The organism is Halomonas sp. SL18_1 (assembly GCF_055755715.1).
Genome location: NZ_JBVTRK010000001.1, coordinates 392913 through 409243, shown reverse-complemented (window position 1 = coordinate 409243; position 16331 = coordinate 392913). Strand labels below are relative to the sequence as shown.

The following is a 16331-nucleotide window of genomic DNA, read 5'->3' as shown; positions in this document are numbered from 1 at the left end:
CATGAAGTCTATCTGTGCCCGAGGCACCAGCTGCCCTGCCCCTCGGCCGAGTGTTTCACGTGAAACATTGCCACTGGGGTCTGGGGCTCCCAAAGCCCCGACAGGGCATCGTGTTCAACGCTTGTGATGAATGCCTGACAGGCCATGGCCTCCAGCAGACGGCAAAAAACACGCCGGTGGGCCACGTCGAGCTCGGCCGGCAGGTCATCGATCAGGTAGAGGCAGGTACGGCCGGTCGACGCCTCCAACAGCCTGCCCTGAGCCAGTTTGAGCGCGCTCACCACGAGCTTCTGCTGACCGCGGGAGAGCACCTCCACTGCCGGATAGCGGCCCAAACGAATGCGTAGATCGGCACGCTGCGGCCCCTGCTGGGTGAACCCCATCTGATGGTCCGTGGCACGCCCCTGCTCCAGCACCTGCAACAGGCTGCGCTGCCGATCCCAGCCGCGGGCATAGCGCAGGGTTAGCCCCTTCACGTCCAGCAGGCTGGCCAGGGTCTCCTCGAAGACCGGCAGGAAGGCCGCCATCCACTCGCTGCGCAGGGCGTCGATTCGTTCGCCCCAGTCGGCCAGTTCGCGCTCCCAGGCCGCCAGCGAGTCGCTGTCCATTCTATCACGCCTGAGCAGCGCATTCCGATGTTTAAGGGCGCGACGCGCCCGCCGCCAGGCGTCGAAAAAGTCGTGTTTCACGTGAAACACACCCCAGTCAAGAAACTCCCGTCGTCCCGCCGGGGGGCCCTCGAGCAGGCGAAAGGCATCGGGGTTGACCAGCTGCAGCGGCATCGCCTCTATCAGGCGCGCCAATCGATCCACCCGCTCCCCTGCCATCCGCATCTCCAGCTCGGCGGCATCCCGGGCCCGGCGGATCCCCACCGGTAGCGGGGGTCGCCGGCGAGCCGGGCAAAGAGGGTCATCTCCGAGGCATCGTGCGCAATGGCATGTTTTAGTTGGCGGGTTCGAAAGGAGCGTCCCATGCCGAGCACATGGATACCCTCGAGCAGGCTGGTCTTGCCGCTGCCGTTGGCACCACTGATCAGGTTGATGCCGTGTCCCGGCGCCATGTCGATGGCGCCAAGATTACGCAATCCACTGAAATTCAGGTGGTTTATTCGCATAACAGCGATGGCGCTCGGGGCCGTGGGTGGCGCATGCGAGGCAATGCCAGTCGCGATCAGAGCCGCATGGGCATGACGACATAAAGCGCATCACCACCGCCGGGCTCTTCCAGCAGGGCACTGCTGCTCGAATCGGAGAGGGTCACCTGCACCCGATCCTCGTCCAGCACATTCAGCACGTCGATGAGGTAGCCGACATTGAAGCCGATCTCCAGGCCCGCTCCGCTATACTCGACGACCACGCTCTCCTCGGCCTCCTCCTGCTCGGGGTTGTTGGCCATGACCTGCAGATTGCCCTCCTTGAGATGCAGGCGCACACCACGGTACTTCTCGTTGGAGAGAATGGAGGTGCGCGACAGCACCTGACGCAGCTCGGCGCGGTCGGCCAGAAACACCTTGTCACCCCCCTTCGGTACCACGCGCTGGTAGTCGGGGAACTTGCCGTCGACCAGCTTGGAGGTGAAGGTGAAGTCGCCGGTGTGGGCGCGCACATGGCTGCTGCCCAGGGTCAGCGTCACCGGCTCATCGCTGTCATCGAGCAGACGCACCAGCTCCAGCACTCCCTTGCGGGGCACGATCAGCTTGCGAGCCGGCTCGACCTGGATCTCAGCGGGCCCCGAGCAGACCGCCAGGCGGTGCCCGTCGGTGGCCACGGTGCGCACCAGCCCGGCACCCAGCTCGAGCAGCATGCCGTTGAGGTAGTAGCGCACGTCTTGCTGGGCCATGGCGAAGGAGGTGGCATCGATCAGGTGTTTCAGCGTGCCGCGCGGCAGGCTCAGCTCGATGTCGCCCTGAGCGTCCTCGATATTGGGGAACTCGGCCACCGGGAGGGTCGACAGGGTGAAACGCGAGCGCCCGCTGCGCAGTACGGCGCGCCCCTCTTCCAGGCTGAACTGCAGCTCGGCCTGATCCGGCAGCGACTTGCAGATATCCATCAGCTTGCGAGCGGGCACGGTCGCCGCCCCCGGCACCTCCACCTGAGAGGCGGCGGTCCGCCCGATCAGCTCGACTTCCAGGTCGGTGCCGGTCAGAGCCACCTGATCGTGGTCGACCTGAATCAGCACATTGGACAGCACCGGCAGCGTCTGGCGGCGCTCTACCACCCCGGCCACCAGCGCCAGCGGCCGAAGCAGGGCTTCGCGGGATATGGAAAACTTCATGTCGGCTCCACGTCTAGTCCTGAAGAAGGGTGACAGGCGGTTGGTGTCCTTGCGCCTAGCTGGTCAGCAGGCGCAGCAGGTTCTTGTAGTCCTCGCGGATATCCGCGTTCTCTTCCTGCAGTGCCTGAACCTTGCGACAGGCATGCAGCACCGTGGTGTGATCGCGCCCGCCGAAGGCATCGCCAATCTCCGGCAGGCTGTGGTTGGTGAGTTCCTTGGCCAGCGCCATGGCCACCTGGCGCGGCCGCGCCACCGAGCGCGAGCGACGCTTGGAGAGTAGGTCCGCCAGCTTGATCTTGTAGTACTCCGCCACCGTGCGCTGGATGTTGTCGACGCCCACCTGCTTGTCCTGCAGCGCCAGCAGATCCTTGAGCGACTCCCGTATGAAGTCCTGGGTAATCGGCTTGCCCATGAAATGCGAGTCGGCAATGACCTTCTTCAGCGCTCCCTCCAGCTCACGCACGTTGGAGCGGATCTTCTGGGCGATGAAGAAGGCGGCATCGTGGGGCAGATCGACCTTGGCCTGGTCGGCCTTCTTCATCAGGATCGCCACTCGGGTTTCCAGCTCGGGCGGCTCGATGGCCACGGTGAGGCCCCAGCCGAAGCGCGACTTGAGCCGCTCCTCGACGCCGCTGATCTCCTTGGGATAGCGGTCGGAGGTCAGGATCATCTGCTGGCCGCCCTCGAGCAGGGCGTTGAAGGTATGGAAGAACTCCTCCTGGGAACGCTCCTTGCCGGCGAAGAACTGGATATCGTCGATGAGCAGCGCGTCGACGCTGCGATAGAAGCGCTTGAAGTCGTTGATGGCGTTGAGCTGCAGCGCCTTGACCATATCGGCCACGAAGCGCTCGGAGTGCAGGTAGACCACCCGGGCGTTCTCGCGGCGCCCGGCCAGCGCATTGCCCACCGCATGCATCAGGTGGGTCTTACCCAGGCCCACCCCCCCATACAGAAACAGCGGATTATAGGCCCCGCCGGGATTTTCGGAGACCTGTCGAGAGGCGGCGCGGGCCAACTGGTTGGATTTACCCTCGACGAAGGTTTCGAAGGTGAAGTTGGGGTTGAGGCCGCTGCTGTGCTTGAGGCTGCCCTCTACCTGCACCTCGCGCTCACCGCCGGAGCGTCGAGGCCCGGCGCTCTCTTCCCGGAGCTGGTCGATCTCGCGCTCATCGCCGACATCCCCGCGAGGCGAGGTCTGGACGGCAGGGCCCAAAGGCGAGCGCGGGCTGGCCGATACCGGCGTCCCCAGCTCTCGGGGCTGCGGCATGGGCGCCGCTGCGCGACGGCTCCCGACGGTCAGCACCACTCTGGGCGGCTTGGCCGGGGCCAGCTCCCGAAGCAGCTCATTGATGCGCTTGGCATACTTGTCACCGACCCAGTCGCGCACGAAGCGATTCGGTGCCAGCAGCCGAAGCTCATTGGACTCCCCCTCCTCCGCCTGCAGCGGACGGATCCAGGTGTTGAACTGCTGGGCATTCAGCTCATCCTGCAGGTAATCCAAACACTGTTGCCAAAGAGCGAGCGACACGCGACCCCACCATCCGGTTGATGAATGACCGCACATTGTATCCTTGGCAAGGCAGGTTATCCACACGACCTGCGGCTCGATGACAGCCTGTGGAAAAGCTAGCCGCAGGCTAAGTCGGCTGCCAGCAGAAGAGGAGCGCCCCTGCCGGGGTGTGGATAACGTTGGCGAGAGGCGGTAATCACTGCACCGCTGGTCAACCGCTTGATCGCAGCTTTTCCACACCGAATCAATGGATATAGGCTATTGACCTAAAGAGCATTTCCAAGGATATCCACAGCTGGCGTCCCCAATATTAACCACAGCATTAGAAAACTCATGCCCAGCCGGGAACCGCAGCCGATGCCCGCTTCCTGCCACCCGGCCCAACGGAAAAATTGCACCCGCCGCCCGAAATCACTACAATTTCCGGTCTTGAACCGAATCTCTCCGGGTTCCAGCCAGGTACCCGGACGTTTCCTGTAAGACGTACCGTCCAAACACACCACGTGGGAATCAAGAGTTATGAAACGTACCTTTCAGCCCAGCGTTCTGAAGCGCAAGCGTGTGCACGGCTTCCGTGCGCGCATGGCCACCAAGAATGGTCGTGCCGTTCTCGCTCGTCGTCGCGCCAAGGGCCGCAAGCGTCTGAGCGCCTGATCGCGGTTTGCGCGTGTCCGGTCATCATGGCTTTCCCCCGCGGCTGCGGCTGCTGACCGCAGGGGATTACCGACAGGTCTTCGATCACGCTGCATTCAAGGTTCATGGCAAGGGGCTGATGGCCCTGGCATGCCCCAACGGGCTGGGCCACCCCCGCCTCGGCCTGGTCTTCAGCAAGCGCAACGTCCGCCGAGCCGTCGATCGCAACCGCCTCAAACGGCTTGCTCGAGAATCCGTCCGTCTACAACAGCACCGGCTGCCCGCCGTGGATATCGTGCTGCTGGCCCGACGGGGCGCTCATGAGCTGGACAACGCGACGCTTCACCGCCAGCTCTACGGCATGTGGCGCCGCCTTGAACGGGACGTTCACAAGTCGATGGCATCCTGACCGGATCCGCCGCCGCCCTCACGATAGCCTGCCCCGGGCAGGCTTTCGCTTATTGGCCTGCAATGCGTACCGTTCCAGCGGCATGTTCACTACCCACCGGGCAGAACCCTCATGGACGTAAAACGACTCCTATTGCTGATTCCACTGGCCGTGCTCGCCTACCTGATCGTCGTGCAGTGGAACCAGGACTACGGCCAGGTAACCCCTGAGCCGGAAGCCCCCACCTTCACGGCCCCTGCTCCCGGCGAGGAGACGGCGCAGCCGGACGATGACGACCTGGCCGTGCCTACCGCCCCTCGGGCAGAGGAGGAGATGGCGGGCGAGATGCCCAGCGAGCCGGCGCGCCCCGACGGGACCCGCGACCTGGTGGCCGTGGTCACCGATGTGCTCGACCTGCGCATCGACCCTCAGGGCGGCGACATCATCTATGCGGCCCTGCCCCAGCATCGCCTGACGCTGGATTCGGAGCGCCCCTATGTGCTGCTCTCCGACAGCGAGACCCGCAGCTATGTCGCGCGCTCCGGGCTGCAGCTCGACGGGCACTCTGGCCGCATCAGCTTCACGCCGGGTAACACCAGCTACCGGATGGCCGACGGCGAAGACCGCCTGGAGGTCGATCTCACCGCCGAGGTGAACGGCGTCGACATCATCAAGCGCTTCAGCTTCGAGCGCGGCCGCTACGCCGTGGATGTGAACTACTACCTGGCCAACAATACCGAGGAGCCGGTCACCGCTCGCTTCATCGGCCAGCTGGCCCGGGACAACAGCCCGGATCCCTCCAGCGGCGTGGCCCTGGGCATGAGCTCCTACCTCGGTGCAGCCTTCTCCTCGCCGGAGGATCGCTACCAGAAGGTCGACTTCGACGACATCCAGCGCGGCCGCTTCAATAACGTCGACGTCCAGGGCGGCTGGGTGGCCATCCTCCAGCACTACTTCGTCTCGGCCTGGGCACCGCCCCAGAACCAGCAGAACCTCTACTACGCCACCACCGACTCGCGCAACCGCAACGTGGCGGCGTTCGCCGGGCCGGTGAGCACGGTGGCCGCCGACGGCGAGGCGCGCCTGGGGGCGACCCTTTTCGTGGGTCCCAAGGTGCAGAGCTATCTCGAGGAAGTGGCCCCCAACCTGCGCCTGACCGTGGATTTCGGCTGGCTGTGGTTCATTGCCAACCCGCTGTTCTGGCTGCTTGACCAGATCCACAACATCGTCGGCAACTGGGGCTGGTCCATCGTGCTGCTGACCGTCTTGGTCAAGCTGGCCATGTGGCCGCTCTCCGCCAAGGCCTACAAGTCCATGGCTCGCATGCGCAAGCTGGGCCCGGAGATGCAGCGCCTCAAGGAGCAGTACGGCGACGATCGCCAGAAGATGTCCCAGGAGATGATGAAGTTCTACCAGAAGGAGAAGATCAATCCGCTGGGGGGCTGTCTGCCGATCCTGGTGCAGATGCCGGTCTTCATCGCCCTGTACTGGATGCTGCTGGAGTCCGTGGAGCTGCGCCATGCGCCCTTCATGTTCTGGATCCAGGACCTGTCGATCCGCGATCCGCTGTTCATCCTGCCGATCCTGATGGGCGCCTCGATGTACGTGCAGCAGCTGCTCAACCCGACACCACCGGACCCCATGCAGGCGAAGATCATGAAGATGCTGCCGATCGTCTTCACCTTCTTCTTCCTGTGGTTCCCGGCCGGGCTGGTCATCTACTGGGTGGTCAACAACATCATCTCGGTGGCCCAGCAGTATGTGATTACCCGCAAGATCGAAAACGACCCCAGCGTCGGCAAGGGCATGAAGACCAAGTAGCGCGGTCTTTCTCCCCTCACACCCAGACCCCCGCCCCGCGCGGGGGTCTGGCGTTTGGGGGCAGCGAACCGGACAATGAGCCCCAAGCCACGAGGAGAACACGATGCCCGAGCCCCTCTATGCGCCGGACACCATTGCCGCCCTGGCCACCCCGCCGGGGCGTGGCGGGGTCGGCATCATTCGCGTCTCAGGACCCGCCTGCGCAGCGATCGCCGAGGCGGTCGTGGGCCACTGTCCTGCTCCGCGCCGCGCCCACTACGGCCCCTTCCGGGGCGAGTCGGCGGTAATCGACGAGGGAATCGCGCTGTACTTCGCCGGCCCCCACTCCTTCACCGGCGAGGACGTGCTGGAGCTGCAGGGCCACGGGGGGCCGGTGATCATGGACCTGCTGCTGGAGCGCTGCGTCCAGCTGGGCGCCCGCCTGGCCAGGCCCGGCGAATTCTCCGAACGCGCCTTCCTCAACGACAAGCTCGACCTGGCCCAGGCCGAGGCCATCGCCGACCTGATCGACGCCAGCTCACGCAGCGCCGCGGAGAATGCCCTGCGCTCCCTGCAGGGAGAGTTTTCACGCCGCGTCGAGGCCCTGGTCACACGGCTCATCGAGCTGCGCATGTACGTCGAGGCGGCCATCGACTTTCCCGAGGAGGAGATCGATTTTCTCGCCGACGGCCGGGTCGCCGAGCGGCTCGCCGGCATCATGGCCGAGCTGGCCGAGGTGCGCGCCGCCGCCGGCCAGGGCGCACTCATCCGCGAGGGGATGAGCGTGGTGATCGCCGGCCGGCCCAACGCCGGCAAGTCGAGCCTGCTCAACGCCCTGACCGAGCAGGAGACCGCCATCGTCACCGATATCGAGGGCACCACCCGGGACGTGCTGCGCGAACATATCCACATCGACGGCATGCCGCTGCATGTGATCGACACCGCCGGCCTGCGCGACACCCCGGATGCCGTCGAGCAGATCGGCGTGGCCCGCGCCTGGGCCGAGATCGAAAAGGCCGACCGGGTGCTGCTGCTGGTGGACGCCGCCGCCACGGATGCCACCGACCCCATGGCGATCTGGCCGGAATTCGTGGCGCGCCTGGCCGACCCGTCGCGCTTGACCCTGGTGCGCAACAAGATCGACACCAGCCACGAGGCGCCCGGCATGGCGTTATCCACAGCCACCCCCATCGTGCGGCTATCGGCCAAGACCGGTGCGGGTGTGGATAACCTGAAGTCACACCTCAAGCAGGTGATGGGCTATTCGGCCACTACCGAGGGGCGCTTCTCGGCCCGCCGCCGTCACCTGGACGCTCTGGACCGGGCGAAGCAAGCGCTTACCAACGGAGAGGCCCAGCTGGCCGGTTACGGGGCCGGGGAGCTGCTGGCCGAGGACCTGCGCGATGCCCAGCAGGCGCTTGGCGAGATCACCGGCGAGTTCAGCGCCGACGACCTCCTGGGAGAGATTTTCGGCAGCTTCTGCATCGGCAAGTAAGGGAAGCAGGCTCGGGGCTCAAGGCGGGACGGGTGGCCCTACTCCGCTACCCACCAATCGCTGCGATAGCGGCAGGCATCCCCCAGCAGCGGGGTGACCTGCGACATCGCCGCGGCCAGCTGTGCGTCGAGCCCCCAGGGCGGATTGACCACCAGCATGCCGCTGCCATGCATGCCCCGCCCCTGTCCTTCCGGCTCGCGCAGCACCACCTCGCTGCGCCACACCTTGGGCACCCCGCCGTCGCGAATGCCCTCCAGCAGGGCCCGGTGCCGCCCCGCCGCCAGCAGCGGATACCACACCAGCACCACCGCATGGCGCACCTTGCGCATCGTCGCCAGCAGCGTCTCGGCCACCTCGACATACTCCGTCTTGCGCTCATAGCTGGGGTCGATCAGCACGCAGAGGCGTGGCGTGGCGACCGGCAGCCGCTGCACCAGGCCGCTCAGCCCGTCCCCCTGCTGGCGCCGCGCGCCTGCCGGCAGGGGCAGCTCGGCCAGGTGGCCATGCTCGCCGGGATGCAGTTCGAAGAGCAGCGCCCGATCGGTCTCGCGCAGCGTCTCGACCAGCCACCAGGGCGAGCCGGGATAGTGGCTCAGGCGATCCGCCGCGGGCTGCGCCCGGCCGACCGCCGCCAGCCAGGCCGCCAATAGCGGATCGGCCGACAGCCGGTCTCGCTGCTCCCAGAGCGGCAATATGCCCTGACGGTATTCCCCAGCCTGCGGGTCTCCTCGGCCGCCAGCGGATAGCGGCCGCGCCCGGCATGGGCATCGATAAACGTAATAGGAGATTCTTTACGTAAAAGATACTGCTGGACGGCATAAAGCGTCAGATGCTTGTGCACATCGGCGAAGTTACCCGCATGGTAGGCGTGCTGATAGGAGAGCATGGCTCGGGCATCCTGGGAAACGAGGAATCAACGCAGTCGGGCCCGCTGCGCTGCGCGCGGCGGGCCCGACCCATGGCGTCCAGCGATGTCTTACTGCTGGAACTGAGACTCGATGGGGGTCAGAGTGATCTCCACCCGACGGTTCTGCGCCCGCCCCTCTTCGGTGGCGTTGGTGGCCACCGGCTGATGCTCGCCGTAGCCGGTCATGTAGAGACGATTACGGGCCACGCCCGTCTGGGCGAGATAATTGCCCACCGACTCGGCCCGACGCTCGGAGAGGCGCTGGTTGTAGGAGGCGTCCCCGGTGCTGTCGGTATGGCCTGCAATGTTGACCCGGGTGTCGGTGTACTGAGTCAGCACGGAAGAGACGTCGTTGAGGGCGTTGCGAGCGCTGGGCGTCAGCTCGCTGGAGTCGAAGCCGAAGGTCACGCTGCTCGGCATATTGAGGACGATGTCGTCGCCGCGGCGGTCCACCCCGATGCCGGTACCCTGCATGCTATCGCGCAGCTGCTGCTCCTGGCGATCCATGTAGGCGCCAATACCGGCGCCGGCGGCAGCGCCCACGGCGGCACCGATCAGCGCACGATCACGACGACTGGTGCTTCCGCTTCCCGACAGCGCCCCGGCAGCGGCCCCTACGGCGGCACCCACGCCGGCCCCGGTCGCCGTGCTGGACCGCTGGGTCTGGCCGGAGTAGGGATCGGTCGTCGCACAGCCCACCAGCAGGATAGCGGTGGCGACAGGGACAATCAGACGAACGGGTTTGAGCATGGAAATCTCCTGGATGGTCAGGGTGATGCAGATGTTGCGTCGACCTGATTCTCGGCGATCAGGTTCAGCAGCTCATTCAAGAATAATCAGACCTTGGGGCGAAGCTTGCAGTCGCTGGGCATCTTCCACAAGAAGTCCTTTTTTGCGAGCCTCGGCTAGCCGATCAAGGAGTACCGAGACCGGGCGCCCGGTATGAGCGGGCCAGTCCGACAGGGCACCCCCGCCACGAGGCGTAGGGCATTCATGGCAAACTCCAGCGGCAGCTCGGCCTCCTCCACCCGGGAATGTCCGGCGACAAAGCCTCTTGGATCCCGGCGGCGCCGCAGATAGGACGAGGGTTGACGAGTCTTCCAGCGCCGCTCGATCTGCAGCGGCTCGTCGCCCGTCTGAGCCAAGCGGCTCAGCTTCGCGTGAGCCCCGGCGCCGATTCCCAGGTAGTCCCCAAAACGCCAATAGTTGAGGTTGTGGCAGGAGCGGCGCCCCGGGCGGGCATAGGCAGAGATCTCGTAGCGTGAGAGACCGGCCGCCTCGAGCCGCTCGTGGCCCAGGTCCTGGATATCCCAGAGCACTTCCTCCTGGGGCAGCCGCGGGGGATGGGAGTGAAACTCGGTGTTGGGCTCCACGGTGAGCTGATACCAGGAGAGGTGCTCGGGCGCCAGAGACAGCGCCTGGTCCAGGTCGGCCAGGGCGAGCGCCGGGGTCTGCCCGGGCAGGCCGTGCATGAGGTCGAGGTTGAGGTTATCGAAGCCGGCGCGACGCGCCTCCTCCACCGCCGCGCGGGCATCGTCCCCGCTATGGATACGGCCCAGCGCCGTCAGTTGAGCATCCTGAAAGCTCTGTACGCCCAGCGACAGCCGATTGATCCCCGCCTGGCGATAGCCGGCGAAGCGCCCTCGTTCCAGCGTCCCCGGGTTGGCTTCCAGGGTGATTTCGATGTCCGTGGCCAGCGGCAGCCGTCGGGCCAGCGCCTCGAACAGCTCGGCGTAGAAGGACGCCGACATCAGGCTCGGGGTACCGCCGCCGATGAACACGCTGACCAGCTCTCGCCCGGCGGCCAGCGGGAGATCGGCGTCGAGATCGGCGATGAGCGACTCCAGATATGCCGTCTCCGGGAGCTCGGCACCGCGCCCCACCCCATGGGAGTTGAAATCACAGTAGGGGCACTTGCGCACGCACCAGGGCACATGCACGTAAAGCGCCAGTGGGGAAGACCCTCATTGCGGCTAGCGGGAATCACGCGACCCCCGTCTCACGCAGCGCACTGACCAGGGCCTGGAGCGCACGCCCCCGGTGACTCAGGCGATTCTTGGCTTCAGCGCAAAGCTCTGCCGCGCTCATGCGCTGATCGGGCAGCCAGAACAGCGGGTCATAGCCGAAGCCCCCCTCGCCCCGTGGAGCGAACAGCACTTCGCCATCCCAGCTGCGCTGCACGATCAAGGGCACCGGGTCTTCGGCATGGCGTAAGTAGACCAGCACGCACCAGTAGCGTCCGCTTCGCCGTCCTTCGGGCACCTCCTTGAGGGCCTCCAGCAGCTTGGCATTGTTGCGGGCATCGCTCTTCGGCTCACCGGCATAGCGCGCCGAGTAGATCCCCGGCTGGCCATGCAAGGCATCTACCTCGAGCCCGGAGTCGTCGGCCAGAGCGGGCAACCCGCTCACCCGACTCGCCTCCCGCGCTTTGAGCAGGGCGTTCTCGACGAAGGTCAGCCCGGTCTCCTCCACCTCGGGCACATCAAAGGCTGCCTGAGGTCTCACATCCAGCCCCAGAGGCTCGAGTAGCTGATTGAATTCTCGTAATTTTCCCGCGTTTCCACTCGCCAGCACGATCGCTCTGGCATACGACATTGACTTCACGTTGGACATTCCGGCCTCATCCAAGAGCAGATCAGATTTTATCCGCCTATTCTACCAGAACTCCCCACCACACTACCTGTAAAGAACGTCTTACTGAGCTGACAGTCATCTCCGCTGGGTGCAGATGCACATAAGCAAAAGCAAGGTGCAAAGGCATCATGATGAGTAAGATAAAGTACATAAGCATGATGTATCTAAACCAAGTTATCATGATGAAAACACAGAGTGGATACTGGGAAATTCATCGGGACGCCTATCCATAGAAAAAAACAATCATCAATGACCCCATAATTGATAAAATGAATTAAAATTTTTTAACAAATCGTTACTTTTGGGCCATACTGTGTAAGCCAGCTCAACCGTTCCCATTAACGGATAAATAGCTGCCGATCATTTTTTTAGTATCGGATTACTCAGCGATACATGAAAAATAATTAAATCAACAAGAATAGGTGCTAGTAAAATAATGCTTTCCAAAAACATGGGCCAAGGGTAAGTTTATCGGAGAATAAACATGGACTATCAAAATGTATCGGTGAAGCTAATAACCGATATCAACCCTCAATCACAGCTCTTCATAAAATATGTAGAGAAAAACTTGGGATTAAATATTGAATCCCTAAGCCCCAACTGTGAATACAAGAAAAATTCCAAAGAGGAAAAAACGCTAATCCTGCTCGATGCCGATCATGTCAATGATCGTCTAATGCACCACTGGCTAGGCATCGCCTCTGAGTCAGGGGATGGGATGGTATTAGCAGCATTCAATATAAAAAATGAAGATCAAGCAACACAACTTCTTACCACCCTACATTTACAAGGAATATTTTATAGAACCGACAGCCTCGACCTTATTTGCAAAGGTATCGAAAGACTGCTTTCCGATGAGTTGTGGATGACTCGACACCTGATGAACCGGCTCATCACATTCTACCGACGGCAGCAGCTAAACCTCTATCGCCCTGCATGTGGACTGACCAATCGTGAACTTGAAATAATTAGTCTTCTTAGCAGCGGATCAAGCAATACAGAAATTGCAGACCAACTATTTGTAAGCGAGCATACTGTAAAATCTCACCTTTACAATATATTCAAAAAGATAAAGGTTCACAATCGAATTCAGGCAATGAACTGGGCAAGGGATAATTTGGGGTTGGCGATGATCTGTAACAATTTAGCGAATGAGTATGAAAAATCCGAGAAACGTCAGAACAGCCATCGCTGAAAACCAAGCATATCAGCTCCCTAGACTTGAGCGGCTATATGACAGGTGAATATGCCATGGAAGAAACTGGCGATAACATCTTAATCATTGGTGATAAATTACCAAGCACCAAGATTCTCATGAACAAGCTTTCCACTCAGGGTTGGAAAGCCAATTTAGTTGACACCCTGATTATATCACCAGATCTAGAAAAGCAGCTGGAGGAAGCTGCAGCAGGCATTGTCATCTTCAGCGACCAATCAATCAATGCGATTGAAGATATTGAAAAAATAATCTGTAAAAGCAAAATCGAGTGGATCGCCATACTTGAGAATCACGACCTAAGTCACCCAGCAATAAAAAATGTCCTTAAGAAGCTTTTTTATGCCTATCATACACACCCCATACACTATGGACAAATTGAGTGTCTGGTTAGGCATGCATCCAAGATAAACTCCTACCAAAGTAACTCAGTGGTATCCACAACTGATGATTACAAGTTCAAGATGGTAGGAAAATCTTCCGAAATGGAAAAAACACTTTGCACGATCAGCAGGGTTGCCTGTGTCGAAGCACCGGTATTCATCAGCGGAGAGTCAGGCACAGGAAAAGAGCTTGCTGCTCGTTCTATCCACGATCTATCGAAACGTAAAACAGGTCCCTTCATTGCTGTAAACTGCGGCGCGCTACCATCTGAGCTGATTCAATCGGAGCTATTCGGTCATGAAAAAGGAGCTTTCACTAGCGCTAATCAGAGAAAGATTGGTCGTATAGAGTCGGCTTCGGGTGGCACGCTTTTCCTGGATGAAATCGGTGACCTTCCTCTCGACATGCAGGTCAATCTTCTCAGGTTTCTTGAAGACCACAAGGTACAGCGAGTTGGAAGCATAGAAGAGATACCCGTGGATGTTAGGGTGCTTGCTGCTACGCATATCGATTTGGAGCAAGCAGTCAAAGAGGGGAAATTCCGTGAAGACCTGTACCACAGGCTCAATGTGCTTCAAATCTCCATCCCACCATTAAGAGAACGACAAGAAGACATTGAGATGCTTTGCAATTACTTCTTTGAAAAATTCAAGGGTGAGAAATCATCCCGAGTTAAAGGATTCAGCAAAGAAAGTATAAAACGTATGAAAGAGTATGCATGGCCAGGAAATATTCGCGAGCTCATCAATCGCATCAGAAGAGCCATGGTCATGAGCGAAAGCCGACTCATTAAGCCCGAGGACCTGGGGCTTGAGCGGCGCCACTCGTATAGACAACCACTTTCGCTCGAAAAAGCCAGAGACATGGCCGAGTGTGAAGTAATAAAAGCCGCACTTGCGCGGAATAAAAACAACATCCAAAAGGCATCAGCCGAGCTTGGTATCTCACGTGTCACTCTCTACCGCTTAATTGAGAAGCATGGAATAACCCGGAAAGATCAGAAGAGCGAGACTCGGTTGGAAGACATCTCTAGCGGATCTTCTTATCGAAAGGTATCAACGCTATGAGGAATTAAACATGAAAGTATTAACCATAAGTCCAGGATGCACCGCAGCCTGACTGAACCTCAACAAAAGGGGGCATAATAGGCCCTACGCCGCATCATCAAGGGGAAGGAACTAAAATGAAAATTTTGAAAAAGCCAGTATATATACCAAGTGCACTGACAGTGGTATTTTCCAGCATTGCTTTTGGCCAAAGTCAAACAGGCATCGATCAGGGTATCAATGTACAACCTGTCGGTCAGCCCCCGCCCGTGGAACAGGCACAGCCGGAAATAGCTGGCGTCCCGGATATTGGCGGTGTATTAACACCACGAGGACGATTGGTTCTAGAGCCAGAACTTCAATACTCACACGCTAGCGTTAATCGGATCACTTTTCGAGGAGTGGAAATTCTCGAGACACTGGCCATTGGTGCACTTGCAGCCGAAGACACGGATCGTGACACTTGGACGGCATCCGTAACGGCACGTTACGGTGCCACTGACAGGCTCGAGTTAGAAATGAAGGTTCCCTATGTCTATCGCTATGATACTTTTAGGGCAGCAGGACCTTCTCCCGTTGGCCCACAGGGTGCGCTCGAAAGAAATCTTAGCGGAGATGGGCTTGGCGATATTGAGCTAGCAGCCCACTACCAGCTCAATCAAGGGCGAGGAAATACACCATTTTTCATTGGCAACCTGCGTTATAAATCCAACACTGGCGATGGCCCCTTTGATATAAGAAGAGACTCTGATGGAGTCGAGCGGGAGTTAGCTACGGGCTCTGGCTTTCATTCCATCGAGCCCAGCATTACGGTGTTGTTCCCTTCTGATCCAGCCGTATATTTTGCTAACATCGGCTACCTACACAATTTTAAGGAGAGTGTTAACCAGCTAATTCGCGTAGAGGACGAAGACAATGATGCGGATGACTTTTTCATTACTAAAGTCGATCCGGGTGATGCCGTTCGCATAAGTTTTGGAATGGCCTATTCAATCAACCCAAGGAGCTCTTTCACTTTGGGCTACAAGAATGATTTTATTGACAGAACCAAGACAACTTTTGAACAAAACTCAACTCGAACCACACAGAAGTCAAGCACTCTGAATGTTGGCTCAATGCTGTTAGGCTGGTCCTATCAGCTTAATCAGGATACAGCACTCAACCTAGGACTCGAATTTGGCGTAACTGACGATGCTCCTGATGTAGCGCTAACATTCCGAGTCCCGTTTGGAATGGATTTATTCTAAAGTTCAAAGCGTAATAGAGCAGCTAAATTATTTAGCTGCTCTATTACCTCAGAGAGAATAATAAAAAAAGCTGTCATTAAAGACAGCTTCTTGCATATAAACAACAAGAGCCTAGAACCCTTGGATTGACCTGATAATTGCTTCCCTTTGTCTCGCTGACCTCAGGTCGGAAATGTTATTAACCCCAATTTGAACATTGACAATATTCTCAATTGTCATTCCTGATGCATTGCTGACTGTTGTACTTGTGATGGCATTACGAGTGATATTATGCAACATGGCTGTAAAGCCTCTATGATCATTCAATACGACACCAGAGTGATTAGCCAACCCCTGAAGATTAATGCCACTTGGGGTGGTATCGACTACTGATTTTCCCGTCCCTCCCCTACTTGTATTAATTGACTTTCGAAATTTTTTGCGACACCCCCAACGGCTGAACTAGCCGTATCACTAAGCTGCTGTGAAATAATTTGCGGGCCGGATTTAGTCAGCCTGACAGATGTCTCATATCTAATATTATCCATCATGCTTTTCATCGTGACGCCAAAGCTTAGCTCCATGCCGGAAATGCTGAACCCACCTCGCATCTCAGAAAGTACATTATCATCAATCACCACACCACGATGGAAAATATCATGTGAGTGATTGACTAATGGACCATTCGACATGTAGCTCTCATTTTTCATTAGTGCATCTGCAGCGACTAATGAGCTAGATGATAGTAGCAATCCGGCCAAGCAAAAAAGACCCCGTCTCGGGGCAGAGAAACGATCAAACAAATGGGCGTTCATGGT

The 16331-nt window shown here is 59.3% G+C and carries 12 protein-coding genes and 3 pseudogenes; 7 read left to right on the top strand and 8 right to left on the bottom strand.

The genetic code is table 11. The features are described 5' to 3' along the window. Nucleotides 1-8: 8 nt before the first annotated feature. The 3 genes and pseudogenes from recF to dnaA all read right to left on the bottom strand — a co-directional run bounded on the left by recF (nucleotide 9) and on the right by dnaA (nucleotide 3802). Nucleotides 9-1114, bottom strand: a pseudogene (gene recF, locus ACSJDS_RS02090) (DNA replication/repair protein RecF). Nucleotides 1115-1170: 56 nt separating this feature from the next. Further along, on the bottom strand, nucleotides 1171-2274 hold the full coding sequence (gene dnaN, locus ACSJDS_RS02085; RefSeq protein WP_473031910.1) for a DNA polymerase III subunit beta: 1104 nt from the start codon (nucleotides 2272-2274) through the stop codon (nucleotides 1171-1173). Between the two features lie 55 nt (nucleotides 2275-2329). Continuing rightward, nucleotides 2330-3802, bottom strand: a complete 1473-nt coding sequence (gene dnaA / locus ACSJDS_RS02080) for a chromosomal replication initiator protein DnaA (RefSeq protein ID WP_473031909.1) — start codon at nucleotides 3800-3802, stop codon at nucleotides 2330-2332. Between the two features lie 501 nt (nucleotides 3803-4303). Between dnaA and rpmH the strand changes: the two genes are divergently transcribed. From rpmH to mnmE, 4 genes are all read left to right on the top strand, one after another. Continuing rightward, nucleotides 4304-4438, top strand: a complete 135-nt coding sequence (rpmH, locus tag ACSJDS_RS02075; protein ID WP_010626003.1) for a 50S ribosomal protein L34 — start codon at nucleotides 4304-4306, stop codon at nucleotides 4436-4438. 7 nt (nucleotides 4439-4445) lie between these two features. Then, nucleotides 4446-4826 (top strand): ribonuclease P protein component, encoded by a 381-nt coding sequence (gene rnpA / locus ACSJDS_RS02070; protein ID WP_473031908.1) that lies wholly within the window; start codon nucleotides 4446-4448, stop codon nucleotides 4824-4826. A 111-nt stretch (nucleotides 4827-4937) separates the two neighbouring features. After that, nucleotides 4938-6626: a membrane protein insertase YidC gene (gene yidC / locus ACSJDS_RS02065; protein WP_473031907.1), complete on the top strand. Its 1689-nt coding sequence runs from the start codon at nucleotides 4938-4940 to the stop codon at nucleotides 6624-6626. A gap of 103 nt (nucleotides 6627-6729) precedes the next feature. Then, on the top strand, nucleotides 6730-8100 hold the full coding sequence (mnmE, locus tag ACSJDS_RS02060) for a tRNA uridine-5-carboxymethylaminomethyl(34) synthesis GTPase MnmE (RefSeq protein WP_473031906.1): 1371 nt from the start codon (nucleotides 6730-6732) through the stop codon (nucleotides 8098-8100). Between the two features lie 38 nt (nucleotides 8101-8138). Here the strand turns inward: mnmE and ACSJDS_RS02055 are convergent. The 4 genes and pseudogenes from ACSJDS_RS02055 to rdgB all read right to left on the bottom strand — a co-directional run bounded on the left by ACSJDS_RS02055 (nucleotide 8139) and on the right by rdgB (nucleotide 11602). Continuing rightward, nucleotides 8139-8986 (bottom strand): annotated as a pseudogene (locus ACSJDS_RS02055) (23S rRNA (adenine(2030)-N(6))-methyltransferase RlmJ). Nucleotides 8987-9076: 90 nt separating this feature from the next. Continuing rightward, nucleotides 9077-9757, bottom strand: coding sequence for a YiaD family glycine zipper/OmpA-like lipoprotein (locus ACSJDS_RS02050; protein ID WP_473031905.1), 681 nt, complete (start codon nucleotides 9755-9757; stop codon nucleotides 9077-9079). Between the two features lie 17 nt (nucleotides 9758-9774). Next, nucleotides 9775-10959, bottom strand: a pseudogene (hemW, locus tag ACSJDS_RS02045) (radical SAM family heme chaperone HemW). Between the two features lie 31 nt (nucleotides 10960-10990). Beyond that, nucleotides 10991-11602: an RdgB/HAM1 family non-canonical purine NTP pyrophosphatase gene (rdgB, locus tag ACSJDS_RS02040; protein ID WP_473031904.1), complete on the bottom strand. Its 612-nt coding sequence runs from the start codon at nucleotides 11600-11602 to the stop codon at nucleotides 10991-10993. A 523-nt stretch (nucleotides 11603-12125) separates the two neighbouring features. On the opposite strand from rdgB, the gene ACSJDS_RS02035 reads away from it, so the two are divergent. The 3 genes from ACSJDS_RS02035 to ACSJDS_RS02025 all read left to right on the top strand — a co-directional run bounded on the left by ACSJDS_RS02035 (nucleotide 12126) and on the right by ACSJDS_RS02025 (nucleotide 15534). Beyond that, a complete protein-coding gene (locus ACSJDS_RS02035) occupies nucleotides 12126-12836 on the top strand; it encodes a LuxR C-terminal-related transcriptional regulator (RefSeq protein ID WP_473031903.1) in 711 nt (236 codons plus the stop codon). A gap of 56 nt (nucleotides 12837-12892) precedes the next feature. After that, on the top strand, nucleotides 12893-14308 hold the full coding sequence (locus ACSJDS_RS02030) for a sigma-54 interaction domain-containing protein (RefSeq protein ID WP_473031902.1): 1416 nt from the start codon (nucleotides 12893-12895) through the stop codon (nucleotides 14306-14308). Between the two features lie 116 nt (nucleotides 14309-14424). Next, nucleotides 14425-15534, top strand: coding sequence for a transporter (locus ACSJDS_RS02025; RefSeq protein ID WP_473031901.1), 1110 nt, complete (start codon nucleotides 14425-14427; stop codon nucleotides 15532-15534). Nucleotides 15535-15899: 365 nt separating this feature from the next. Here the strand turns inward: ACSJDS_RS02025 and ACSJDS_RS02020 are convergent, their stop codons facing one another. Beyond that, nucleotides 15900-16328: a hypothetical protein gene (locus ACSJDS_RS02020; RefSeq protein WP_473031900.1), complete on the bottom strand. Its 429-nt coding sequence runs from the start codon at nucleotides 16326-16328 to the stop codon at nucleotides 15900-15902. Nucleotides 16329-16331: the final 3 nt, after the last annotated feature.

Bases quoted from the DNA above. Each gene is read 5' to 3' on its own strand.
- ACSJDS_RS02050 (WP_473031905.1), bottom strand. From the start codon at position 9,757: ATGCTCAAACCCGTTCGTCTGATTGTCCCTGTCGCCACCGCTATCCTG.
- dnaN (WP_473031910.1), bottom strand. From the start codon at position 2,274: ATGAAGTTTTCCATATCCCGCGAAGCCCTGCTTCGGCCGCTGGCGCTG.
- mnmE (WP_473031906.1), top strand. From the start codon at position 6,730: ATGCCCGAGCCCCTCTATGCGCCGGACACCATTGCCGCCCTGGCCACC.
- rdgB (WP_473031904.1), bottom strand. From the start codon at position 11,602: ATGTCGTATGCCAGAGCGATCGTGCTGGCGAGTGGAAACGCGGGAAAA.
- yidC (WP_473031907.1), top strand. From the start codon at position 4,938: ATGGACGTAAAACGACTCCTATTGCTGATTCCACTGGCCGTGCTCGCC.
- rpmH (WP_010626003.1), top strand. From the start codon at position 4,304: ATGAAACGTACCTTTCAGCCCAGCGTTCTGAAGCGCAAGCGTGTGCAC.
- ACSJDS_RS02025 (WP_473031901.1), top strand. From the start codon at position 14,425: ATGAAAATTTTGAAAAAGCCAGTATATATACCAAGTGCACTGACAGTG.
- ACSJDS_RS02035 (WP_473031903.1), top strand. From the start codon at position 12,126: ATGGACTATCAAAATGTATCGGTGAAGCTAATAACCGATATCAACCCT.
- ACSJDS_RS02030 (WP_473031902.1), top strand. From the start codon at position 12,893: ATGGAAGAAACTGGCGATAACATCTTAATCATTGGTGATAAATTACCA.
- ACSJDS_RS02020 (WP_473031900.1), bottom strand. From the start codon at position 16,328: ATGAACGCCCATTTGTTTGATCGTTTCTCTGCCCCGAGACGGGGTCTT.